This window comes from Clostridium sp. D5 (assembly GCF_000190355.1).
GTDB classification, from domain to species: Bacteria; Bacillota; Clostridia; order Lachnospirales; family Lachnospiraceae; genus Faecalicatena; species Faecalicatena fissicatena_A.
The window spans coordinates 490218-512201 of sequence record NZ_GL870809.1 but is presented as its reverse complement, the minus strand read 5'-3'; the positions used below and the strand labels follow the sequence as shown (position 1 = coordinate 512201).

22 protein-coding genes and 1 tRNA gene are annotated in these 21984 nt (G+C 41.5%); 7 read left to right on the top strand and 16 right to left on the bottom strand.

What is annotated here, in order from left to right:
* Window positions 1–50: 50 nt before the first annotated feature.
* The 9 genes from HMPREF0240_RS02120 to HMPREF0240_RS02080 form a co-directional block, all read right to left on the bottom strand.
* Window positions 51–977 (bottom strand): thiamine pyrophosphate-dependent enzyme, encoded by a 927-nt coding sequence (locus tag HMPREF0240_RS02120; protein WP_009001809.1) that lies wholly within the window; start codon window positions 975–977, stop codon window positions 51–53.
* Window positions 967–2178, bottom strand: coding sequence for a 2-ketoisovalerate ferredoxin oxidoreductase subunit alpha (gene porA, locus HMPREF0240_RS02115; RefSeq protein WP_009001808.1), 1212 nt, complete (start codon window positions 2176–2178; stop codon window positions 967–969). The genes HMPREF0240_RS02120 and porA overlap by 11 nt, the downstream gene beginning before the upstream one ends.
* A complete protein-coding gene (locus HMPREF0240_RS23705; RefSeq protein WP_009001807.1) occupies window positions 2162–2488 on the bottom strand; it encodes a 4Fe-4S dicluster-binding protein in 327 nt (108 codons plus the stop codon). Before HMPREF0240_RS23705 ends, porA begins: the two co-directional genes overlap by 17 nt.
* Complete coding sequence (locus tag HMPREF0240_RS02105; RefSeq protein ID WP_009001806.1) at window positions 2485–3060, bottom strand: 2-oxoacid:acceptor oxidoreductase family protein; 576 nt, start codon at window positions 3058–3060, stop codon at window positions 2485–2487. The genes HMPREF0240_RS23705 and HMPREF0240_RS02105 overlap by 4 nt, the downstream gene beginning before the upstream one ends.
* Window positions 3061–3161: 101 nt before the next feature.
* Window positions 3162–3995 (bottom strand): carbohydrate ABC transporter permease, encoded by an 834-nt coding sequence (locus HMPREF0240_RS02100; RefSeq protein WP_009001805.1) that lies wholly within the window; start codon window positions 3993–3995, stop codon window positions 3162–3164.
* A complete protein-coding gene (locus tag HMPREF0240_RS02095; protein WP_009001804.1) occupies window positions 3992–4882 on the bottom strand; it encodes a sugar ABC transporter permease in 891 nt (296 codons plus the stop codon). Before HMPREF0240_RS02095 ends, HMPREF0240_RS02100 begins: the two co-directional genes overlap by 4 nt.
* Before the next feature lie 107 nt (window positions 4883–4989).
* Window positions 4990–6390 carry a sugar ABC transporter substrate-binding protein gene (locus HMPREF0240_RS02090; RefSeq protein WP_035312262.1) on the bottom strand — a complete coding sequence of 467 codons (1401 nt, stop codon included), beginning with the start codon at window positions 6388–6390 and terminating at the stop codon, window positions 4990–4992.
* A gap of 320 nt (window positions 6391–6710) precedes the next feature.
* A complete protein-coding gene (locus HMPREF0240_RS02085; protein ID WP_009001802.1) occupies window positions 6711–8147 on the bottom strand; it encodes a response regulator in 1437 nt (478 codons plus the stop codon).
* On the bottom strand, window positions 8144–9883 hold the full coding sequence (locus tag HMPREF0240_RS02080; RefSeq protein WP_009001801.1) for a histidine kinase: 1740 nt from the start codon (window positions 9881–9883) through the stop codon (window positions 8144–8146). The genes HMPREF0240_RS02085 and HMPREF0240_RS02080 overlap by 4 nt, the downstream gene beginning before the upstream one ends.
* A gap of 633 nt (window positions 9884–10516) precedes the next feature.
* Here HMPREF0240_RS02080 and HMPREF0240_RS02075 point away from each other — a divergent pair.
* From HMPREF0240_RS02075 to HMPREF0240_RS02065, 3 genes are all read left to right on the top strand, one after another.
* Window positions 10517–13111: a DEAD/DEAH box helicase gene (locus tag HMPREF0240_RS02075; protein ID WP_148486271.1), complete on the top strand. Its 2595-nt coding sequence runs from the start codon at window positions 10517–10519 to the stop codon at window positions 13109–13111.
* 10 nt (window positions 13112–13121) lie between these two features.
* Window positions 13122–13853 carry an SWIM zinc finger domain protein gene (locus HMPREF0240_RS02070; RefSeq protein ID WP_009001799.1) on the top strand — a complete coding sequence of 244 codons (732 nt, stop codon included), beginning with the start codon at window positions 13122–13124 and terminating at the stop codon, window positions 13851–13853.
* Window positions 13854–13960: 107 nt separating this feature from the next.
* Window positions 13961–14044: transfer RNA gene (locus HMPREF0240_RS02065), tRNA-Leu, on the top strand.
* 63 nt (window positions 14045–14107) lie between these two features.
* Here the strand turns inward: HMPREF0240_RS02065 and HMPREF0240_RS02060 are convergent.
* Both HMPREF0240_RS02060 and HMPREF0240_RS02055 read right to left on the bottom strand, forming a co-directional pair.
* Window positions 14108–15382: a site-specific integrase gene (locus tag HMPREF0240_RS02060; RefSeq protein ID WP_035312261.1), complete on the bottom strand. Its 1275-nt coding sequence runs from the start codon at window positions 15380–15382 to the stop codon at window positions 14108–14110.
* Window positions 15383–15622: 240 nt separating this feature from the next.
* Window positions 15623–16480, bottom strand: coding sequence for a hypothetical protein (locus HMPREF0240_RS02055; protein WP_009001797.1), 858 nt, complete (start codon window positions 16478–16480; stop codon window positions 15623–15625).
* Between the two features lie 543 nt (window positions 16481–17023).
* Here HMPREF0240_RS02055 and HMPREF0240_RS02050 point away from each other — a divergent pair.
* Entirely contained in the window at window positions 17024–17230 is a 207-nt protein-coding gene (locus HMPREF0240_RS02050) for a helix-turn-helix transcriptional regulator (RefSeq protein ID WP_009001796.1), read from the top strand.
* Between the two features lie 63 nt (window positions 17231–17293).
* Here the strand turns inward: HMPREF0240_RS02050 and HMPREF0240_RS02045 are convergent, their stop codons facing one another.
* The gene (locus HMPREF0240_RS02045; protein ID WP_050794465.1) at window positions 17294–17563 is read right to left on the bottom strand and encodes a hypothetical protein; all 270 of its coding nucleotides are present in this window, start codon (window positions 17561–17563) and stop codon (window positions 17294–17296) included.
* A gap of 177 nt (window positions 17564–17740) precedes the next feature.
* Between HMPREF0240_RS02045 and HMPREF0240_RS02040 the strand changes: the two genes are divergently transcribed.
* Entirely contained in the window at window positions 17741–18028 is a 288-nt protein-coding gene (locus HMPREF0240_RS02040; RefSeq protein ID WP_009001795.1) for a helix-turn-helix transcriptional regulator, read from the top strand.
* 394 nt (window positions 18029–18422) lie between these two features.
* Here HMPREF0240_RS02040 and HMPREF0240_RS02030 read toward each other — a convergent pair whose 3' ends face one another.
* Window positions 18423–18725 carry a hypothetical protein gene (locus HMPREF0240_RS02030; protein ID WP_035312258.1) on the bottom strand — a complete coding sequence of 101 codons (303 nt, stop codon included), beginning with the start codon at window positions 18723–18725 and terminating at the stop codon, window positions 18423–18425.
* Window positions 18726–18867: 142 nt separating this feature from the next.
* Between HMPREF0240_RS02030 and HMPREF0240_RS02025 the strand changes: the two genes are divergently transcribed.
* Window positions 18868–19071, top strand: coding sequence for a helix-turn-helix transcriptional regulator (locus tag HMPREF0240_RS02025; protein ID WP_009001793.1), 204 nt, complete (start codon window positions 18868–18870; stop codon window positions 19069–19071).
* 406 nt (window positions 19072–19477) lie between these two features.
* Here the strand turns inward: HMPREF0240_RS02025 and HMPREF0240_RS02020 are convergent, their stop codons facing one another.
* Together HMPREF0240_RS02020 and HMPREF0240_RS02015 are read right to left on the bottom strand one after the other, a co-directional pair.
* The gene (locus HMPREF0240_RS02020) at window positions 19478–19963 is read right to left on the bottom strand and encodes a hypothetical protein (RefSeq protein ID WP_035312257.1); all 486 of its coding nucleotides are present in this window, start codon (window positions 19961–19963) and stop codon (window positions 19478–19480) included.
* A gap of 505 nt (window positions 19964–20468) precedes the next feature.
* Complete coding sequence (locus HMPREF0240_RS02015; RefSeq protein WP_035312255.1) at window positions 20469–20771, bottom strand: hypothetical protein; 303 nt, start codon at window positions 20769–20771, stop codon at window positions 20469–20471.
* Window positions 20772–20913: 142 nt separating this feature from the next.
* Here HMPREF0240_RS02015 and HMPREF0240_RS02010 point away from each other — a divergent pair, with 142 nt between their 5' ends.
* Complete coding sequence (locus HMPREF0240_RS02010; RefSeq protein WP_009001791.1) at window positions 20914–21117, top strand: helix-turn-helix transcriptional regulator; 204 nt, start codon at window positions 20914–20916, stop codon at window positions 21115–21117.
* Between the two features lie 276 nt (window positions 21118–21393).
* Here HMPREF0240_RS02010 and HMPREF0240_RS25270 read toward each other — a convergent pair whose 3' ends face one another.
* The gene (locus HMPREF0240_RS25270; protein WP_347462541.1) at window positions 21394–21705 is read right to left on the bottom strand and encodes a hypothetical protein; all 312 of its coding nucleotides are present in this window, start codon (window positions 21703–21705) and stop codon (window positions 21394–21396) included.
* Between the last annotated feature and the right edge of the window lie 279 nt (window positions 21706–21984).

Here is a 21984-nt window from a genome sequence, read left to right as displayed (position 1 = left end):
CGCTGTGTGTTAAATAACTTCTCACTTCACTGGCCTGATTTTATGATGAATTAATTACCGGAAAGTTTCAGCAGCTCTTTCCATCTCTCATCAACCTCTTTCTGAATCTCCTCTACGATCTCCGGTTTCTTCAGGATATGCCTGAATCTGCCCTGGATTTCCAGCCAGTCGCTGATAGGCCTTTTGTTTTTAGGCTGGTAATTCAGCGTATATACTCCGCCCTCCACCTCAAACAGCGGCCAGTAACAGGTATCCACTGCGATTTTGGATATCTCCAGCAGTTTTGGGGTATCGTAACGCCAGCCTCTCGGGCAGGGCGCAAGAACATTCAGAAATGCCGGTCCCTGTGTATAGATTGCTTTCTGTGACTTTTCGTATAAATCTTTCATGTTCGCCGTAAGCGCACTCTGTGCTGTATATGGGATGCGATGGGCCGCCATGATTCCTGTAATGTCTTTTCTGGGCTGCCCCTTTCCCAGGCTCTGCGTTCCCGATGGAGTTGTGGTCGTATCCGCATACCTTGGCGTTGCCGAAGAGCGCTGGATTCCGGTATTCATATACGCCCCGTTATCGTAGCAGACATAAACCATGTCATGCCCCCGCTCCATCGCACCGGAGAGAGACTGGAGGCCGATATCATAGGTGCCGCCGTCGCCCCCGAATGTGATGAACTTATAATCTTTCTCAAGCAGACCCATTTTCTTTTTATACCGGTAAGCCGCTTCAATTCCCGCCGTTGTAGCCGAAGCATTTTCAAAGGCGGAATGTATAAATGAATCCTTCCAGGATGTATACGGGTAGATGAACGTGGATACTTCCAGACAGCCGGTCGCACTTGTGATCACTGCCTCGTCGCCCTCTTCCAGCGCCCGCAGAACGGTTCTGACTACAACAGGTGCAGCACACCCTGCGCACATCCGATGTCCGGGAGACAGTCTCTCCGGTTTCTGCACTGTATTTTTCATATTATATGCCATCCGCTGCTTCCTCCTTTTCCTTGTCTGTCACGCCCAGATAGCGGCAGTACGGCTCTGCGCTTCCTCTTGCAATATCATCTGAAAGGCTTTTAAAAACCTGCAGGATATCTTCAACACGGACATCTCTTCCGCCCAGACCATAGATATAGCTGCAAAGGAGCAGATCTTTGTCTCCGTAATACAGTGCGGAAGAAACTTCGTGGAACAAAGGCCCGCCGTGTGTACTGAACCCTTCACTCTTGTCCATCACTGCCACTGCTCTCAGACCCTTAAGCGCCTCTTTGATCTCTTCTGCCGGAAACGGCCTGAATACCCGTATTTTTATAAGACCTGCTTTGACGCCTTCTCTGCGAAGCCTGTTCACCGCTTCTTTTGCCGTCCCCGCCGAAGATCCGATCAATATGACCGCCATCTCGGCATCGTCCATTTGATATGCCTCAAAGAGTCCGTATCTTCTGCCTGTCAGCTCATAGAACCGGTCGGCCGTCTCCAGAATCACCTTCTTTGCACATATCATCCCTTCTGCCTGGGAACGTTTGTGTTCAAAATAATATCCCGGCATATCCAGCGGTCCGGCAGACATCGGCGCACCAGGATTCAAAAGGTGATGGCCGGGCCTGTATTCTCCCACAAAATCTCTGACTGCATCGTCCTCCAGCAGTTCTATGTTTTCCACCGAATGTGAGGTAATAAATCCATCGTAACAGTTCATGACCGGCAGCTCTACATCCGGATGTTCCGCGACACAGACCGCCATAATCTCATTGTCATAGGCTTCCTGATTATTTTCTCCGTACAGCTGCACCCAGCCCGCATCTCTGGCTCCCATGGAATCTGCATGGTCATTATGTATACTGATGGGGCCGGACAGCGCCCGGTTGACAACTGCCATTACAATCGGCAGCCGGTCTGAGGATGCAATATACAGCATCTCCCACATCAGGGCCAGCCCGTTGGAAGACGTTGCCGTCATGGCTCTCACACCCGCATAGCTGGCACCGATACAGGCCGACATAGCGGAATGTTCCGATTCTACCGGTACAAATTCTGTATCAACTTCTCCATTTGCCGCATACCCGGAAAAGTACTGAGGCACTTCCGTGGACGGAGTAATCGGAAATGCAGCAACCACACCGGGATTCATCTGTCTCATGGCGATTCCCACCGCCTCATTTCCAGACCGTTTATCTCTCACTGCCATGTGCACTCTCCTCCTGTCTGCTCATCATATGAATGGCGCCTGCACTGCATACCTCGCTGCATATACCGCACCCTTTGCAATAATTATAATGAATTCCTGTCACCTGACCGTCTTCCAGTGCTATGGAACCGTCAGGACACAGCAGAAAACACCGCATGCAGTTCACGCATCGGGCGGCCTCAAACTGCGGCGTATCCACGCGCCAGCCCCCGGTCCTGTAATATTTGGAAGTACCGCTTCCGTAGATATTTCCGCCTCTGGTGGTGTCCTGCCATGGTGTAAAAGGCTGTATCAGATCCTGTTCTTTCATTCCTTCACCTCCCGGAATGCCCTGGCCGCAGCCTGCATGTTAGGCTCAATCATCTGCGGCTTGTGTTCGAATTTGTGCCGGAAAGATTCCTGCAGTGATTCCAGAAACCTCTCTTCTTCCTCCACTTTTGTTATCTTAACTACCGCGCTCAGCATGGACGTATTGGGGAAATTCTTTCCCAGCGTTTCCATGGCTATGCGGTCCGCATCTATGGTGTAGATCCTTCCCTCATATCCCCCGCATTTTTCTCTGATTTCTGCCGGGCTTTTGGGGGAGTTGATCAGCAGCGCCCCTTCTTTTTTCAGCCCGGCTGTGACATCCAGGGTATCCATGAGTGTCTCATCCACGACGACTACATAATCCGGTTCATAGATGTTGGAATGGACCAGAATTCTTTCATTGCTGATCCTGTTGTAAGCCGTCACCGGCGCTCCCATTCTCTCCGGCCCGTATTCCGGGAATCCCTGTATAAACTTGCCCGTATCAAAGGCTGCCTCTGCCAGCAGCATGGCTGCCGTTTTAGCGCCCTGTCCGCCGCGGCCATGCCAGCGGATTTCAATCATATTATCCATGTTCTTTTCCTCCTGCTATGCAAAGGGGTCTGACCCTTTTGCACAGGGGTCTGACCCCTTTGGTTTATATTCACATTTTTTTATTTCTCATATGACACTGCCTAACCTTTCACGGCCCCGCTGGTCATGCCTTCCACTATGTACTTCTGGGCAAAGGCAAACAGTGCGGCTGACGGCAGCAGCGCCAGAATTCCTCCGGCTGTCATCTCTCCCCAGTTTACGGAGAACTGCCCAACATAGTAGCTCAGGCCTACGGGGATGGTCTTCTTCGCCTCCGAATTAATAAACATAACACCGCCAAGCAGATCGTTCCACGCTCCAATAAATGCGAATATGAATACTGCAATGATCCCCGGAAGCATAACAGGAAGCACGATCTTGCAGATTGTCTGAAACTTTGTGCAGCCGTCAATCCGGGCCGCCTCTTCCAGCACCACCGGAATATTCATAAAGAACCCCTGCATGGTGATGACACAGAACGGAACATTCAGCACCACATACAATATTACCAGGCTGACCAGTGAGTCCTGAAGCTTCAGTGAGGAGAAGATCAGGAACATGGGGATCAGCAGCAGCGTCATCGGAATCATCTGTGTGATCAGAAATGCCACCATCGTGAGTCCTTTCCCTTTGTAGCGGTATCTGGAAAGCCCGTACCCACCCGTGATCGCAACCAGAAGAACGATTGCGGAAGAGATGGTGGCTACAATGGTGCTGTTCTTCAGATACAGAAGAAAATTACTGCCGGCCAGAACATTTTTGTAATTATCCCAGGTCAGATTCTTCGGCCAGTACTGTATATCCAGTGTTGCAATGTCTGCCGGTGCCTTCAGCGACGTAATAAACATCCAGTATATCGGAAGTATGACCAGCAGAAGAAAGAAAGCCAATATTAAAATCCTGCCGATTAAAAGCAGCGTTTTTTTCTTTTTCATACGTCTTCACCTGCCTGATTGTATTTTGTAACTTTAATGAATATAACGATATAAGCGGTCAGTCCTATCATAAACAGCACTCCCAGAGCGCTGGCGAATCCAAAATCAAGTGTACTGTATGCCTTCATGAACATATAAGAAGACAGGGTGTCCGACGAGTTTGCCGGCCCTCCTTTTGTCATGATGTAGATAATATCTGCGTTATTGAATATCCAGATGGTTCTCAGTAAAATGGTAATAACAAGTGTTGGCTTGATGCATGGAATCGTTACATGCGTAAACCGCTGCAGCGCTCTTGCCCCATCCATCTTGGCCGCTTCTGTCAGCTCTTCTGGTACAGACTGCAGCGCCGCCAGGATCATAATTCCGAAAAACGGAATCCCCTGCCATACAAGGGCCGTGATAACTGTAAAGATGGCCAGTTTCGGCGAACCGAGAAATGTAATCTTTTCGGAAATCAGGTTCAGTTTCATTAGAATATCGTTAATGGGCCCATATTCTCCGTTAAACATCCACTGGAAGGTCAGGCCTACAAGGAATCCGGAAAATGCCCACGGCAGGAATACGACTCCCTGATATACGCCCCTTCCTTTAAAAGGCCTCTTCAGCGCCAGTGCCAGTATAAAGCCGAAAACAAGCTGGCACAGCAGGGTAACCACTACGAAAAGCACCGTGTTCAGTGCGATCATCCCGATCTGGGGATCCGTAAATATCCGTTTAAAATTAGCCAGCCCGGCAAATGTAATGTTGTCCAGTTCCGTGACCTTATAATTTGAAAAAGCCAGACGGATACAGTTTAAAAGCGGATAGCCCATAAAGATCAAAATGACGATGTAACTGGGCGTCATAAAGAAATGGGGCTCCATTTGTTTTTTTAGTTTTTTCATGTGCTCGTTCACTCCTTTGTTAGAGGATAAAAAATGAGCTTCGCAAAGGAAACTTGTCTCGATCTCGCAATGCAAAGCCCATTTGTATCTGAGAATGCCGGTATTGGTTATTTAATTTCTGTTCCGTCCGTCTTAACTGCTCTCGGGAGCGGTGTATCCGGATTCGATTCCATAAATCTCTGCTGCGCATCTGTCAGGAAGTTGGAAATATTGTCCACTGCCTCCTCGGCTGTCTGCTGCCCAAGGAGATATTTCTGCACTTCAGAATCATAGATTGTCTCGGCAAATTCTGTTAATTCCGGGAAGTATCCATAGAATGGATTCCTTACAAAATTCTCATCATTTAAAGCCGTTACAAATCCTTCCATTCCGCCTTCCGTGAATCTTGGATCCTCTTCTGCCCCTTTCATAACCGGGATATAAAGATTTGTCTCGCAGTATTCCCTGTTATTCTCCGGTGACATCATAAAGGATACGAATTTCCATGCTTCATCCGGATGTTTGCTGGATTTTGTAATCGTATAGAAGAAGGAATCTGCTTTGCTGTATATATTGCCGTCAGCGGAACGCGGGAATGGAACTACCGTCCACTCATCGTCTTCCATCGTGTCTTTGCAGGTCTGTACTACCTCTGTGGTCTGATTCAGTATGCCTGACAATCCGGAGGTGAATCCCTGAACCATCTCTGCATATCCCCAGTTGATGGAGTCTTTCGGTGCATTACCATCCAGATACAGGCCGCAGTACTTTTTGAATGCTTCCAGGCCTTCCGGAGTATTGATGCGGCAGGTACCGTCCTCCTCATAAAGCTTTCCGTTCAGGGCGCCCAGGAGATACATACCCAGCTGGTCGGCTCCGCCTCTTGCCCCTCTGAAAGCAAAACCATATTGATTTTTAGCGGGATCCGTCATCTTTTCAGCGGCCTCGAAGATTCCATCCCATGTCTCCAGATCCTCCAGCTTCATGCCGGCCGCTTCCACCCAGTCTTTTCTGACATACATGCCATGAGTTGTCAGACCGTCCGGAATACCAAATGTATATCCGTAAACCTCCTTCTGGTCATATTCCATCAGTACATTGGACACATATGGAATAAATTCATCCTTGTACTCCCAGTCACTCAGGTAGTCGTCCAGTGGAATGACCCATCCTGCACTGTTGAATTCCCCTGCCCAGGATGCATGCATAATCGTCACGTCCGGCAGCACATCTGCACTTCCCTGTGTTACCAGCTTGTTGTGTGCCTGATCCCATGGAGTGGATTCATAGATCACTTTGATATCCGGATTTTCCTCATTAAACCGGTCTACCAGTTCTTTGAATTTGGCTTCCCTGGCCGGATTCGGGATGATGTCATGGAATCTTAATTCCACCGGATCCTTGCTCTTGGTCTCATCTGACTTCTTCGTCTCTTCCGGCGAAGACTTGTCCGAGCAGCCTGCAAGTGCAAATGTCTGTGCCGCCATAACTGCTACCAACAAAACGCTTAATAACCTTTTCTTTTTCACTCTTTTTCCTCCTTCATATGTGTGGATTTGTTTACCCCCATAGGGCACCCCGTAATGCATGCCCTGCGGGCGGGTCCGCAGTAAACTGCGAAATAATGTATAAGTCCATTTTACCTTTTTGTATCTTTTGCACAACCATCCTTCTAATCACCGTTGTGTAATTATTAACTATTCACATTTCATAATGTGTGTTTTTTAATACTAAGTGTACTTTTCAACAATTTTGTTTTATTTTTCTGTTTAATATACATTATTATGTCGATAGAGCAAAAAAAGATATATAAAACTATTCCGTTTCGTTTTATATATCTTTTATTTTATTATTTACCAAATTCCTTTGGTGACACTCCGTATGATTTCTTGAACAGCTTTGAAAAATACCGCTGATCCTCAATCCCTACCATAGACGCCACTTCGCTTATCTGGTATTTTCTGGCTGACAGCAGCTTTTTTGCCTTTTCAAGCTTCACAGAATTAATGTAATCCCTCAGATGTTCTCCTGTATTTAGATAAAATAGTTTTCCAAGATAATTTGGGGAAACATGGATATAATCAGACAGGTCTTTAATTCTGATGGGTTCTCTGTAATTCTGCTCGATAAACTCCTTCACTTTCAGCACATAGATATTATTATCATCTTCGTTTTTCATCTGTAAATCTTCTATCAGAGAAGACAATGTCCGGTATATGCCGGACAAGCTTAAAGAACTCATCAGATTATCATACACCCTGGACGCATGCAGCTCTTCGTCACACTCTGCCAGAACTCCCAGCAGTCTGTAAACGCTGGCAGACAACGCAGCAGGAGAACTCAGCGTGACAATTCTGATTTTTAGTTCCTCCAGCTGCTTCTGTGCCTCCTCATACTTTTGGAACCTCAGCTTTTCGGCCAGGCTGTTTTCCGCGCTTCGTATCTGCCGTACTGCCTCCTTCTCACTCTCCTGCCCCCCGCCTCTGAGCCGGTATGCCGGATTAGAAGCGTACTCGTAAGACAGCAGTACATGGTAGACTGCTTCTTTCATATCCGGATACTGAAAAAGATTCTCCGACCTTATAATGGTAATCTCTTCATCCACATACCGCCGGAACATATGGGACAGTTCCTCCGCCACTTTGTCCTGCCCTTCTGCCGTTCCTGCGTACAGAAACCAGCTGCCCCCTTCTTCCTCCAGTTTCATACATCTGGTATCTTTTCCCGAAAGCAGGTCACACACCATCGCTTCCAGCATCCGGGGATTCGCATTTTTTGCACGGAAATGAAGCAGATAAATGCTGGAAGGAGGTTCTTTCCATTCCCGGGATATGAATTCTGCCACATCTTTGCTTTGATAGAGCGCTTTCAACGTATTCTGATGCTCCAAAATGCCACCTTTCGCGTCCTCGTGAGGTTCTTTAAAAAGACCATGCAGAGTTTTCAGAAACTCACTGACATCCAGATCACCCTTCAGAAAATAATTTGCCACTCCAATTCCGATTGCTTCTTTAGCATACTGGAAATCATCATAGGCAGATACCACAATAAAGTTCACCTTTGCCTTTTGTTTTCTCAGTTCCTTCATCATTGCAATTCCGTCCATCTTTGGGAGCCGGATGTCGGTAATAATAATCAGGGGATGATATCTTTGATACAGCTCCAGGGCCTCCTCGCCATTCTGTGCTTCCGCTACAATTTCAAACCCTTCCGCATTCCAGTCAATACTTGTCCTGAGTCCTGCCCTCACTAAAAATTCATCTTCGACAATCATAACCGGTATCATCCAATTTCCTCCTTTATTATAGGCTGTCTGATTCTGATAGTTGTACCCCGGTCCTCCCCCGAGATAATCTCTACGCCGTATCCGCTGCCGTGCCACGCTTTGATACGCTCGTCAATATTATCAATGCCGATCCCCGTCATCTGCTTCATATTTTTATTTTTCGCACAGAATCCGATTCCGTTATCTGTTACTTCAAATATAAGCGAGTCCTCCGTCAGCCTGCTTCTGACTGTAATATGCTTGTCCCTGGCTTCACTGTTAAACGCATGAAAGAAACAGTTTTCTACAAATGGCTGAAGTACTAGTTTCAGCGTACTTAAGCTTCGTGTATCCTCCGCAATCTCATAGTTAATCTCGATCTCGTAGTTATTACGGAAAATCATAATATTTGCATATTCCCTGACCAGAATAATCTCATTGGCCACAGGGATCATCTCACGCCCCTTGGAAAGCGAGATCCGCAGCAGACGTACAAATGATTCTATAATATCTGCAATCTTATCAGACTGGTTTACACGCGCCACCCATTTGACTGCATCAAGGGTATTATATATAAAATGCGGATTAATCTGGGCTTCCAGTACCTTAAACTCTATTTTTCGCTTTTCTGCCTCCCGCATCTTAATGTCTTCGATCAGCCCTTCAATCCGTCCTGCCATTCTATTATAGGTAAAAATCAGTTTATCCGTTTCTATACAGCTGGTATTGTTGTCCACCTTATGGAACTGACTGTTTTCTATATCCTCCATCGCGGCCACCAGCTTTTTCATGGGTTTTGATACAGCCTGTGAGCTTACTGCACTGAGTATGACTGAAACCACGATTACCCCCAGAATAATCAGAACCATCCAGGGTTCCACCTGATAGGCAAGACTGTAAAAAGTGCTTTTATTGATATTACCCACAATATGCCAGCCTATGGCAGGCGTTTCCTTCTGGGTAAATACATATCCTGCCTCAACCTTTTCTTTCTCTTTATCGCTTGGGTTCCCTATCAGGTATTCCTCCACATCTTTCTGTTCCGCCGCCTGATATACCAGCTTTTTTTCTCCGTTCTCTTCCCACCAGACGTTGATGTTGATCACCGCATTATTAGTAAGCGCAGATATATGCTTCTCCAGTTCAGTGGTGTTAAAGGTAATGATGATCACCCGGTCTTCCTGATCCCTGGTCTGATAAAATTTATTTTTAAACTTGGTGGCATAAAGATAATAAGGCTTCTGCGCGTATGTATTTTTATAGAATGTATTTTCAGCAAATTTTCTTTCCAGCTTGTCCTTCTGTATCTCTTTGTACCATGTTTCGTTACAGATGCTCTCCATATGGCTGTCTTTGTCAATGCTGTATCCGTCCCGCTGAATAATCTTATCTTTTGTCCCGATTGTAATATTTTCAATAGAGGAATTCATACTCAGGGCGCTCTGAAGTATATAATCAATCATGCCCTTCCCGTCTACCGACCGGCTGATATCTGAGCTGAGATAATCTTCCACTGCAAGCCCCAGCTCCACATCCATTGCCAGTTTTTCGCCTGTATTTGTAATGCTTTCTATATAAGAAGACATGTAGCTCTCCGCCTGCCCCACATCGTTCTCCAGAGATGTGATAACCTCCTCCTTCATATAACGATAGTAAACTGTGCCAAATATAATGCCGATTATAAGAATCGTACTCAAAACATTACCGATCACCACCAAATTCAGCATCGTCATATAATGCATTTTTTTCTTCCCCATACCGTCTCCTGTCCGTGATGAGCCACAACATTTCTTACTATGTTAACACAACTGGCGGTACTAAGCTAATAGAACTCAGAATAAATACTTTCCACTTATTTCCACTCATAACCGCCTGATTTACATACGCTGGAATCGAAATATTGTAACTTCTCATTTTACTCATCATCCTTTGAATAAGATAATTAATATCATTTTCCGAAAATTTCCGCAAGTATATAAGTAAAGATATTTGTGTAATAAACAATGATTCTGGATTTCTTTTATTTTCAGCAAATTACCACCAAAATATATAAGGGGAAAGATTTTAAAATGTCATGAAGTACAAAGTCCGGCATTTTACAATAGACTATCACTAGCCGAACGGACGTAGCGGAATATCACATGTGCCGGAATCAGATTCCGGCGGAGTTAATCCCGTGAGCCTACAGGGCTCACCGTCAAAAAAGTTTATCCATTTAGTATATATAGTGATATACTTATATATAAAGGCTGCCGGTCAGGTACCGGTCAATGTAATTAATGGAGGAAGCTTGTTATGCCAAACGAAAATTTAAAAAACACAGTTTTAAATGATCCCTGTCCGTGCGGCAGCGGAAAGAAATATAAGAAATGCTGCGGAAAGAGGTAATTATGATAAAACCATTGCAATTTATATTCACAGAAGAGAGCTTTTATCCAGACGCAGTAACCACAGAATTATCTGCTGCGGATCAAAAGAAGTTTTCGCTATTTGAAAAGGATCGGTATCAAGCACTGTATCAGATGGGCTTTTGTGAGAAGCCCTCTGAATTAAGTCCCTCCGCGGCCTTTCTCTATCGGTTTTCCGACACGTTCTTTAAAATGCTGACGGACTTGCCTGAGCTTGCGCTTACGCGGGAAAAGACAGAAATTAAACCTTCCGAAGATACATATGCAATTCTCGAACAAGCCATTCCTTTTGCAATCGGAGCGGAATATATTACCCGGAACTGGATTGACAGACTGTTTCTGAAACTTGGAGAGATATTTTCAACAGAGATTGCGGACTATAATGGAACCGTAGAAATGTATCTGACAGAAAAGAGTCAGCATCTCCGAGTGCCTGAGCGTATATTCTTCCATTTGGTAGAAAATACAGGGGATGATTATCCGTTTGCGTTTCTTGCAACTTATGCGACAAGGGGGGACGACCAGAAAGTACGCCATGTCCCACTTCAATATGCATTAACGGAATTCCAGAATGAGCGCGAAAAGCTTCTGGCACTATTGTCATGTCTGAACCGTGTAGCAGAGGTATCAGAGCTTATAGCTGGTTTTGTTGAGAGTGGAGAGTTGTTTCATCCGCTTCGGCTGACGTCTGAGGAGGCCTACACATTTCTGAAGGAGATTGAGGCTATAGAGAGCACCGGAGTTCTCTGCAGGATCCCGAACTGGTGGAAAAAAAAGGCTGCTTCTGTATCTATGTCTGTAAGCATGGGGGAAGACAAGCCGACTATGCTGGGCGCAAACACACTCATATCCATGGCCCCCAGGCTGATGGTAGACGGAGTTCCTCTTACAGATACAGATATCAGGACACTACTCGCCCAGACAGATGGACTTGCTTTTTTAAAGGGTAAATGGGTTGAGGTGGATCATGAAAAGCTAAATAAGCTGCTTGAGCAGATGAAAGAGGTTCCGGGCGAAACCACGCTGATGGAAGCGCTTCGGATGGAACTGGGAACAGGGAAGCAGCCCGTGGATGTCGGACCGCTTATAACCAATGGGAAATGGCTGGCATCCCTTCTTTCTAATCTGAGAAAACCCGGAACTATCAGAAAATCGGCAGCACCAAAAACATTGCGTGCATCGCTTCGTCCTTACCAAAAGGAGGGCTATACATGGCTTAATTATATGGACAAGCTTGGCTTTGGAGCCTGTCTTGCCGATGACATGGGACTCGGAAAGACGGTTCAGGTGCTTGCATATCTTGAAAAAGTGCGAACCACAAAAAAGAATTCCCGTGTCCTTCTGGTCGTACCTGCATCCTTAATAGGAAACTGGCAGAAGGAAGCCCAAAAATTCGTTCCGTCCATGGATTTACAAATCCTGCACGGGAAGACCTCCGCTTTGTTAAGTGAGGATCTGAAGGAGAATACGGCATTTCTTACCATAACAACCTATGGTATGGCCGCCAGGATTAAGGAACTTCAGGCCATTCGCTGGGACTGCCTCATCTTAGATGAAGCACAGGCCATCAAAAATCCGGGCACAAAGCAGACAAAGGGAATCAAACAGTTGTCTGCCAATATGCGCATTGCCATGACGGGAACCCCCATTGAGAACGACCTTACGAATCTGTGGTCACTTTTCGATTTTCTGAACAAGGGCCTGATGGGAACTTCCCAGGAATTCCATGAATTTTCAAAGAGCCTGAATGAACATCCCGAAGGATATGTACGGCTGAAAACCATGATATCGCCATTCATGCTCCGGCGTGTAAAGACAGACAAGAGTATTATCTCCGATCTTCCGGAAAAAATAGAACTGGTTGATTACGCACCGCTTTCTAAAAAGCAGGTTGTCCTATACCGTAAGGTTATTCTGGATCTGGAGAATAAGCTCGCCGAGGCAGAGGGGATCGAACGCTGCGGACTGGTTCTGACTTCAATTATGAAGCTCAAGCAGATATGCAACCATCCTGATCAGTATATGGGACAGCAGACATTTGCCCTGGAGGACAGCGGAAAGTTTGCAATGCTGAAAGAAATCTGTGAAACTATTTATGAAAAGAGAGAGCGGGTTCTTATATTCACACAATTCAAAGAAATTACAGAATATCTGGGAGACTTTTTAAAGAGTATTTTTAAAACGGAAGGTTATGTACTTCACGGCGGAACCCCCGTAAAAAAACGAAGTGAGATCGTAGAAGCATTTCAGGGCGAAAAGTACATACCTTATATTGTGCTTTCCGTAAAAGCGGGCGGAACAGGATTAAATCTTACGAAAGCCAATCATGTGATCCATTTTGACCGCTGGTGGAATCCGGCTGTAGAAAATCAGGCCACTGACCGGGCATTTCGGATCGGCCAGGAAAAAAATGTAATGGTCCATAAGCTGGTTTGTACAGGAACCATAGAAGAAAAAATAGATGCTATGATAAATTCTAAAAAAGAACTCGCGGAGAATGTAATTGGATCTGGTGGAGAGAAATGGATTACAGAACTCAGTAATGAGGAACTGATGTCCATGCTGCGTCTGGGATAGGAGGATCAGTATGAGTAGATATTGGAACGATACACCACGCTACAGTCAGCCTACTGCGGCGGAGATCAGGCAAAAATCAGCTGAAAGTAAAAAGAAAGAACAGAGCAAAGGAAAGATGCTCGAACCGGTTACAATACAGGGCCGGACCATAGTAAATAATTGGTGGGGGAAAGCATGGTGCGATAATTTGGAACAGTATGCTGATTATGACAGCCGCCTTGACCGGGGACGGCGTTATGTCAGAACAGGAGCAGTCATTGACCTTAAGATTCAAAAAGGAAAAATTATATCCAGAGTACAGGGAACCCGCAAAACACCATATAAGGTAGAAATCAGAATCAGCCCTCTATCGGAAGAAAAGTGCCAGGCGATTATCCAAAGATGCGAAAAAAAGGTGCAGAATCTTGAAGAGCTTATGTCGGGTAATTTCCCGTTAGAAATGAAAGAACTGTTTCAGGGACAGGATGGATTATTTCCCACGCCAAAAGAAATCAGCTTCAGCTGCAGCTGCCCAGACTGGGCCCTGATGTGCAAACACGTAGCGGCATCACTCTATGGTGTTGGCGTGCGTCTGGATGAACAGCCGCTTCTGTTCTTTGAACTCCGTGGTATTGATGTCGGAAAGTTTATAGATGTGACGCTGGCAAGCAAAGTGGATTCCATGCTGGCAAATGCCGAAAAGCCAAGCAGCCGGATAATGGATTCTGACGATGTGGCCAGTCTGTTTGGGGTCCTGGATTAACAGCGCTATTAAATATCTGAAAATTCATTCAAAAGAAGCAAAGGTAAAGAATTTTAAAATAGGGGTTTACAAAGTCTGGTATCTTGTGATAGAATATCACTTGTCGAGCGGAAGTGGCGGAATGGCAGACGCGCTAGATTCAGGTTCTAGTGGGAGTTTATCCTGTGAGAGTTCAAGTCTCTTCTTCCGCATTGGTGTTAAAGTGGAGAAGTCCTTATAAATTAAGGCTTCTCCGCTTTTTTTATTGAATTGTTTTAGATTTGATTTTGGTTACCTATGGTTACCTGATCCATGTTACATGGATTTACAAAAGTTATGATGTTACTTTTTTCATTATTAAATTTTAATGCTTCTTCTAACTGTGTCTCAATCTGTGTATTATTTCTTCTGTCAAAACAATAACTCTGGTATGTAGTTTTTTCATCTTCATGACCGACTAATTTCCTAATGGTGTTAATATTGAGGTTATTATCTATCAGTGTTGAAATATATGTTTTCCTCATCTTGTGCGGGCTTTTATAAGGGATGGCAATATGGTTACAATATTTTTCCAGTCTCCATGCAACCGCTGTTTCCTTCGTACGTTCACCGTCCTGCATAAATAAGTACTCTCCACTGCATCCTTGCTTCTGATTAGCAAATTTTATCATACGAATTAATTCCATTGCTTCTGATGTGGCATATACTTCCCTGTCTCCTGCATCTGTCTTTGTGTGCTCTGCAACATCCACGCCGGTTTTTATATAGTTTATTCCGTCTGTTGTCTCAAATTCGCCTATCTCCATCCGCTGTATGTGAATATACTGCCCTCTTATATCTTCTTCTCTGATAGCAACTGTTTCTCCCGGTCTACAGCCTAAATAAAATGCCAAAATTACGGCCAGAGGTGTTGTCTCCTTGGCATTGGATGAATTGTAATCCTTCCATGCTTCCTGAATAATTAACGCCTGCTCTTCTACCAGATAGACCTGGGTTTCATCAGCCTTTTTCTTCGTCTTGCGAAACATTTTCGATTCAATCTTTACAGCTTCAAACGGATTTTCACTGATATCTCCCCGATTCTTTGCGTATTGTAAAGACTGCCTGAGAATAATTGACATCGTATAATACTGCTTCTTATTCATTTTATGTTGCTTAATCATTCTATGAGCCCACTCATCCAGCATTAGTACACTCAGCTCATCCAGAGGCTTTTTTATAATTGGATCTGACATATAGTAACGCTTCCATTCAGTAGAATATCGCTTAATAGAAGACGTTTTCTCTGTATGTAAACTCTTATAAGCCAGCCAGTCCGGGTATATTATTTCCAGTGTAATCTTCTCTTTGTCTTTCTTTTTCTTTTTCTTCGCAAGTTGATTTTTAACAATTTTAATGATTGCAGTATTCAGCGCTTCTTCTGTTTTACGCTTTAACAGCCTTCTATTGTCTTTTTTAGTCGAATCATATACATGTGTGTACCACTTACCATCCTTTCCTTGCCATTTAGCTTTATTATGTGCGTTTAGTATCTCTACATTAGTTGCCATATCAAGTTTTATCCGCACATCATCCAAATTAATGATACCACTGGCAATGGCTTGATTCAATATCTCTGTATTATTTAACTGTGATTCTGACGCTTTAACTTAAAGTTACCTCCCCAAAATATATTATAAATATTCATATCTCCTAGATTTAGATATAAACATAGCACTCGATTCAAGATATCCCTTTGTATACGGGAAAAAGCCCATAACTCTCTCCCGTAATACGGATAGCTTTATATATCAGCTGTCAAAATATGCCCTGACCGCCCTTTTAATTATCTCCACTGCTTCCAGCACATCTAATTTTGAGTAATAGTCAATACCATACTTTTGCCTGTGATTCTTTTCTTTGTTCTGGGGGTTACTAACTTCATCAAAACGTTTTAGCAAATCTATCATCTGCTCTTTGGTAAAAATGCAATCCTGATACTGTAACAGAAAACCCGTCAGATTATTATACCTTTTAGGGTACTTATTCATTTCCTGCTTAAATAACTGCACCAGCTCATCATTATACCGCATCTGCATCTTTCCATAATTTTCAACGGATTTATCTAATCTGTGTTCCCATTCAGCAATAAATTTGTCCTTTAGCTTATCCTCAGTAGTATTCCATTTTAACGACCTCAATTCAAGTCGGCTCTTTGCTTTATCCCGGCCTTGACTTTGTTGGTTTTTGTCGTAATGTTCAATCTGAAAATAATCATTTTTAACCGCTATGGACAACTGCTTATTTGAAAACAAATCAACACATCTATAGTTATTTTGCGTTTTATATGTCGTGCCAAGTAAACTTGTGATGATCCTGTTGAGTTTCATATACCGCTTATAATGCTCTTTGTCGTACGAGTCCAATCTTACATCGACCCGCGTTATTCTGTAATCTTTTACTCCTGCATCTAAAAGGATCGTATTTAATGCTGTCTGAAATTCACTATATTTGTAAATATCTCCGTAAAGTCTGTTCACATTAATCTTACTGCTGGTTATTCCCGATTCCTCAAAAAACCCGCTTTTCATGCAGTCTTTTACTTCCTTTTGGATGCTTCCCGTAAATCCGTTGAATTTTATTGACAACGTGTGGATACTCGCTGTCATTTCGTAGTTACTGCTAATACCTATAATCTCCCTTGCAATTTTGTACTTATTAGAAAGTCACCCTAGACATCTTTTTCTGGGTCTGCCTGCTGCCCCTTCAGTTTTGAAAAATGGTTCTGAGAAACCTGCTGTATGTAATTGTATCTATGTGAAAATCAGGGGGATAAGTAAGGAGAGGTTCCTTATTGACACGACACAAAACTTTCTGTTATACTTAACTGCATTATATATACGATGCTTCATGTGTCGTTTAAATCCAATACAGAGTGTTACCAGCACTCGTATCCAGCCGATGTTACCAGCATCGGTTTTTTAATTGCCCTAATTGTTTGCAATTAAAAAACCACTAAACATGATCTGAGTCCAGTGGTTTATAAACTTATATCAAATACCCTAGCACCTACGAGACATATTATATTGTTAACTTTACTGTTCTGTGGATTACACAATTATACTATCATACCGAACATATGTTTGCAAGTGTATTTTTCTTTATTTGACGTAATACAACTATATAGTAGCATTATTTTACGAGGTGATTATATGTATTTTAAACGGTTGGAAGATTTACGAGTCGACCATGATTTGACCCAAAAGCAGATTGCTGATCATTTGGGTATACAAAGAGAAGTCTACAGAAGGTATGAAAAGGGTACGCACACCATTCCTATTGATTACTTAATAAAGTTGGCTGATCTGTATAAAACCAGTGTGGATTATATTATAGGACGTACAATTAGAAAACTTTGAAATTCCCGGACATTCCATCCTGCCCCAGCCTTAGTACTTAATTCTTTTCTACACTCCGTACATTTATTTAATGCTATTTTCTTTGTCCTCCTCATAGGCCACAATTTTTCGTAGAATCTCTCTAAATGTTTTATCCTGTAGTAAGTGAATTTTATCATGACTAACGGGAAGTTCCGACATAAATTGGGGATTTTCAAGGAAAAATTTTTGTTGATCTCTATCTATTAGATTTATAACATAATCTTCGTAAAAGTCTAAGTCGTTACCCATTACAAAACGTTCAAATTTCTTATGCTGTTCCATCGTTAAGTTAATTTTGTACTCTTTGCTCATATATATTCCCCCATATATATCATGCATAATTCCAATCTCAGTAGTTTAGTCATACATAATTATTATTCTACTATTACCTTTGCTTATTTTCAACGCATATTTTCCGTTTGAGTGTATATAACTACACCTATGGGGAAATCATTTTTAGTACACTATTTGTGAAAGCAGGTGTTACATATGGTGGATTTTGGTAAAAAAATAAAGCAACTTCGTAAAGAGTATAATTTTACGCAAAAGCAATTAGCAAGTTTAGCCGGCGTAGCAGTTAGCGCAATATCTGCTTATGAAGCTGGTAATAGGTATCCCTCCTATGATGTGTTGATCTCATTATCGAGAATTTTTCACGTGTCCACCGATTATCTTTTAGGGCTGGAGAAAATGGAAGTAGTTGACGTCAGCGGTCTGGATGAACATGAGGTTGAGGTTGTGAGACAAATGGTTAATTTGCTGATCAAACGAAAATAAGTCTACAGAAGATATGAAAAAGGTATAATCTCTATTCATAATGATTATTTAATTCGGGCGTAGTAGAGAGTTCGGGACTACGTTCGGGGGCTTAAAATAACAGTGTTCGGAAAACGCCTCAGTTTTCAATGCTTTTTAGACTTTAATCTCATCTTTCCATCCTGTCATATATGTAAAAAGTCCTATTAATACAGGCTTTTCTATTTTTCCAATTAATGAAACACGTTCGAAATAATATTTTGCCGGTTGACGTTCGCATGTAATACATATACCATCTTTTATCTCAATCTCATTGCTCCAAAATGTAAACCACCCCTGCAAAATAGGAGAAGACCTATAGAATAAGCCCTCTCCTATTTTGTATCTTAAATTTTTAGATATCTCTGTATATATATCAGTCTATAAAAATATTATCCTTCCAGTAATCACTATATCCTTTTGCAATCATAAACTGTTCATATAAATATTCTCCATCGATTTTCAATCTGATACCCTCTGATAGTTCCTCGACCGCATCTGGTAATAATGAGATACGGTATTTTTTCTTTCTACAGTCTCCCCGCACTTTAAACTTTATATCTATTGCATTTTGGACAGTATCCCTTTTAATTTTTAAAACAATGCTATCCTCCACGAGCATAGCCATACACTTCTTCACTTCTTTATCTGTCATTTCAATGGACATTTCTCTATACATAATCCTATTCTCCACTACATACCGCTCAAATAATAATCTGATTATTATGCTTCTTTCAATAAGTATAGTCGTAATAAGACTATTTTTCAATAGTCGTGGTTAGACTTTCTTATAATATAAAAAACAGTAAGAGGGCCAAAACATGATTTATGAAAATATTCGCAATATACGCGAAGATAAGGACAAAACGCAAAAAGAAATTGCTGATTATCTCAATATTACGCAAACAACATATTCCAAATACGAGTTAGGTAAAATTAATATTCCTGTCGAAGTATTTGAGAAATTAGCTGATTTGTATGGCGTTACAGTTGACTACCTATTAGGACGTACAAATCATAAATAGTATTATCTGTTAGTCATATTCGGCATAAAAGTGGCTTATTTAATCAAACTGTTAAGAATTCCAACAACATTTTCTTCTTTCCGGTTACTTTTTTGGTTACCTCTAATTGGATGATGTACGAATGCCCCTTCCTACGTAGTTTTATGCAGATAAAGGGAGTTCAAGTCTCTTCTTCCGCATTGGTGGAAAAGTGGAGAAGTCCTTATGTATTAAGGCTTCTCCGCTTTTTTTATTGAATTGTTTTAGATTTGATTTTGGTTACCTATGGTTACCTGATTCATGTTACATGGATTTACAAAAGTTATGATGTTACTTTTTTCATTATTAAATTTTAATGCTTCTTCTAACTGTGTCTCAATCTGTGTATTATTTCTTCTGTCAAAACAACTGGATATATCTTTCTAATCTAAAAAACTTTAACATAAGCCCAATGCTCGTTTAGTATTTCGACCCAATCATAATTTTCTATTGCCAATACCTCCTCGTTCCTAAGTGAATATGCCGGTGCGTCCACATCAAATTCATTTTCACAGTATGCATAGCCATAACTATGCAAAAGATTTCTCTGTACTGGTAAATATATTGTGGTAATATCATTGTCTCTATAAATATGATATTCATGGCTATATGAAAGAAATATGCAAGAACCTCTATCCCCAACTGTATGACGAGTATATTCACCTTCGCTTACTTTTTCATCTTTTAAAATCGCTTTTGCTTCTGCTTCGTAGAAAGGTTCTAAAATTGGAAACCTAAATCTATCCAAATAGTTAGCAGTCAAATAATAATAAGATAACAAAATAATACAACAGAAACATCCACATAATATTACTATTGTACGATTTTTTTTGCTTGCAGCGATAATTAATATAAGAATATAAATCCAAAACATTCTCATTCTTATCTGACATATACTAAGCATGCAGAGGATAAAAGAAAAAATTAAAGCAATATTGCATATCGTATTTTTGTTGATTTTAATGTCTCTCACCTCCCTATTAGCTCAAGTGTTTCTTTGTTATATATTACCATTAATTTATAATAATATCTATTACACTTCTTAATTGAATCATTTATTATACCACTTTATATTTAGACTTCGAAGATTGTTATATTTAAGAGGGTGCATGTGCCTGATTTTAGTATGAAATATATGGTGTTTGAGGGATTGGAGTTGATGCGGGATATGATAGAAGGATGTGTAAAAGGATGGATGATTCTGGAATGAAAATGGACAAGTTCGGAAATGTGTTCGGAGTCTTAAAATAACATTGTTCGGAAGACTCCTTTGTTTTCAATATTTTTTTGACCTTATTTCCATTTTTATACTTTATCATAGATGTGAAAAAGCCCCCTCCTATTTTGTATCTCAAATTTTTAGTATATCTCTGTATAGATCAGTCTATAAAAATGTTATCTTTCCAGTAATCACTATATCCCTTTGCAATCATAAACTGTTGATATAAATATTCGCCATTGGTCTTTAATTTAATACCTTCAGATAGTTCTTCGACTGCATCTGGTAATAATGAGATACGATATTTTTTCTTACTACAGTCTCCCCGTACTTTGAATTTTATATCTATTGCATTCTGGACTGTATCCCTTTTAATTTTTAAAATAATGCTATCCTCCACGAGCATAGCCATACACTTCTTAACTTCTTTATCTGTCATTTCAATGGACATTTCTCTATACATAATACCATTCTCCACTACATACCGCTCAAATAATAATCTGATTATCATGCTTCTTTCAATAAGTATAGTCGTAATAAGACTATTTTTCAATAGTCGTGGTTAGACTTTCTTATAATATAAAAAACAGTAAGAGGGCCAAAACATGATTTATGAAAATATTCGCAATATACGCGAAGATAAGGATAAAACGCAAAAAGAAATTGCTGATTATCTCAATATTACGCAAACAACATATTCCAAATACGAGTTAGGTAAAATTAATATTCCTGTCGAAGTATTTGAGAAATTAGCTGATTTGTATGGCGTTACAGTTGACTACCTATTAGGACGTACAAATCAAAAATAGTATTATCTGCTAGTCATATCCGGCACAAAAGTGACTTATTTAATCAAACTGTTAACAATTATCTTATGATTTGAATGGGCTGCTCGTTTCTTTTTTTATGTCTAAAATATCGTACAGATACATTTTTCCATCATTCGCATGGAGAATCAACATGGATGCATGGAACACATTATATCGTTCAATTTTCCCCCTGTCATCATAAACTGGTAAAGCAAAACGGGAATCGTATCTGTACCAGCCATTTTCCGCACTTCGTTGATGTTTTTCCCCTGAATTTTACCTGAAATGTTTTCCAACTGCAATCTTTCGCATTTGAGGTATCCCCTGTGCCGAATTAGCCTTTGCTTTCGCATTCGCACCTTTTAAAGAATAGGTATATCTGGAGCCTGCATACTCGTCCGGCAAGTCATTGCCGATATACACGATATCTTTTGTATCGGCTATTTTATAAAACTCACCCACATATGATTCAGGATACGTTCTTACACCATCCCAATTTATAGACTTTTTCCCTTTGAATACAATATCATTGATCAGAACAATTTTATTTCCATTCAAGTCTGTTATTATGTTTATATTCCTGTCCAATAGCATTTCCTCCATTTCCATTCAATAAGCCACAATCCTTCTCAGAATCTCCCTAAATGTTTTATCCTGCAGTAAGTATATTCTATCATGGCTAACAGAAAATCCCGACATAAATTGGGGATTGCCCAAAAAAATCACCTGGTGCAAGCAAAATACAGCGGATTACTTCTTCTAAACCTGCTGATATTGTCTACAGCAGTCTACTCTATGCTTGATACTGTAATACCTCCAGCATGTGTAGTCTGAATACCTGATTTATTGAGAATTCCGAAAAATTTA

Bases quoted from the DNA above. Each gene is read 5' to 3' on its own strand.
- HMPREF0240_RS02120 (WP_009001809.1), bottom strand. From the start codon at position 977: ATGGCATATAATATGAAAAATACAGTGCAGAAACCGGAGAGACTGTCT.
- porA (WP_009001808.1), bottom strand. From the start codon at position 2,178: ATGGCAGTGAGAGATAAACGGTCTGGAAATGAGGCGGTGGGAATCGCC.
- HMPREF0240_RS23705 (WP_009001807.1), bottom strand. From the start codon at position 2,488: ATGAAAGAACAGGATCTGATACAGCCTTTTACACCATGGCAGGACACC.
- HMPREF0240_RS02105 (WP_009001806.1), bottom strand. From the start codon at position 3,060: ATGGATAATATGATTGAAATCCGCTGGCATGGCCGCGGCGGACAGGGC.
- HMPREF0240_RS02100 (WP_009001805.1), bottom strand. From the start codon at position 3,995: ATGAAAAAGAAAAAAACGCTGCTTTTAATCGGCAGGATTTTAATATTG.
- HMPREF0240_RS02095 (WP_009001804.1), bottom strand. From the start codon at position 4,882: ATGAAAAAACTAAAAAAACAAATGGAGCCCCATTTCTTTATGACGCCC.
- HMPREF0240_RS02085 (WP_009001802.1), bottom strand. From the start codon at position 8,147: ATGATACCGGTTATGATTGTCGAAGATGAATTTTTAGTGAGGGCAGGA.
- HMPREF0240_RS02080 (WP_009001801.1), bottom strand. From the start codon at position 9,883: ATGGGGAAGAAAAAAATGCATTATATGACGATGCTGAATTTGGTGGTG.
- HMPREF0240_RS02075 (WP_148486271.1), top strand. From the start codon at position 10,517: ATGATAAAACCATTGCAATTTATATTCACAGAAGAGAGCTTTTATCCA.
- HMPREF0240_RS02070 (WP_009001799.1), top strand. From the start codon at position 13,122: ATGAGTAGATATTGGAACGATACACCACGCTACAGTCAGCCTACTGCG.
- HMPREF0240_RS02060 (WP_035312261.1), bottom strand. From the start codon at position 15,382: ATGGCAACTAATGTAGAGATACTAAACGCACATAATAAAGCTAAATGG.
- HMPREF0240_RS02055 (WP_009001797.1), bottom strand. From the start codon at position 16,480: ATGACAGCGAGTATCCACACGTTGTCAATAAAATTCAACGGATTTACG.
- HMPREF0240_RS02050 (WP_009001796.1), top strand. From the start codon at position 17,024: ATGTATTTTAAACGGTTGGAAGATTTACGAGTCGACCATGATTTGACC.
- HMPREF0240_RS02045 (WP_050794465.1), bottom strand. From the start codon at position 17,563: ATGAGCAAAGAGTACAAAATTAACTTAACGATGGAACAGCATAAGAAA.
- HMPREF0240_RS02040 (WP_009001795.1), top strand. From the start codon at position 17,741: ATGGTGGATTTTGGTAAAAAAATAAAGCAACTTCGTAAAGAGTATAAT.
- HMPREF0240_RS02030 (WP_035312258.1), bottom strand. From the start codon at position 18,725: ATGTATAGAGAAATGTCCATTGAAATGACAGATAAAGAAGTGAAGAAG.
- HMPREF0240_RS02025 (WP_009001793.1), top strand. From the start codon at position 18,868: ATGATTTATGAAAATATTCGCAATATACGCGAAGATAAGGACAAAACG.
- HMPREF0240_RS02020 (WP_035312257.1), bottom strand. From the start codon at position 19,963: ATGTTTTGGATTTATATTCTTATATTAATTATCGCTGCAAGCAAAAAA.
- HMPREF0240_RS02015 (WP_035312255.1), bottom strand. From the start codon at position 20,771: ATGTATAGAGAAATGTCCATTGAAATGACAGATAAAGAAGTTAAGAAG.
- HMPREF0240_RS02010 (WP_009001791.1), top strand. From the start codon at position 20,914: ATGATTTATGAAAATATTCGCAATATACGCGAAGATAAGGATAAAACG.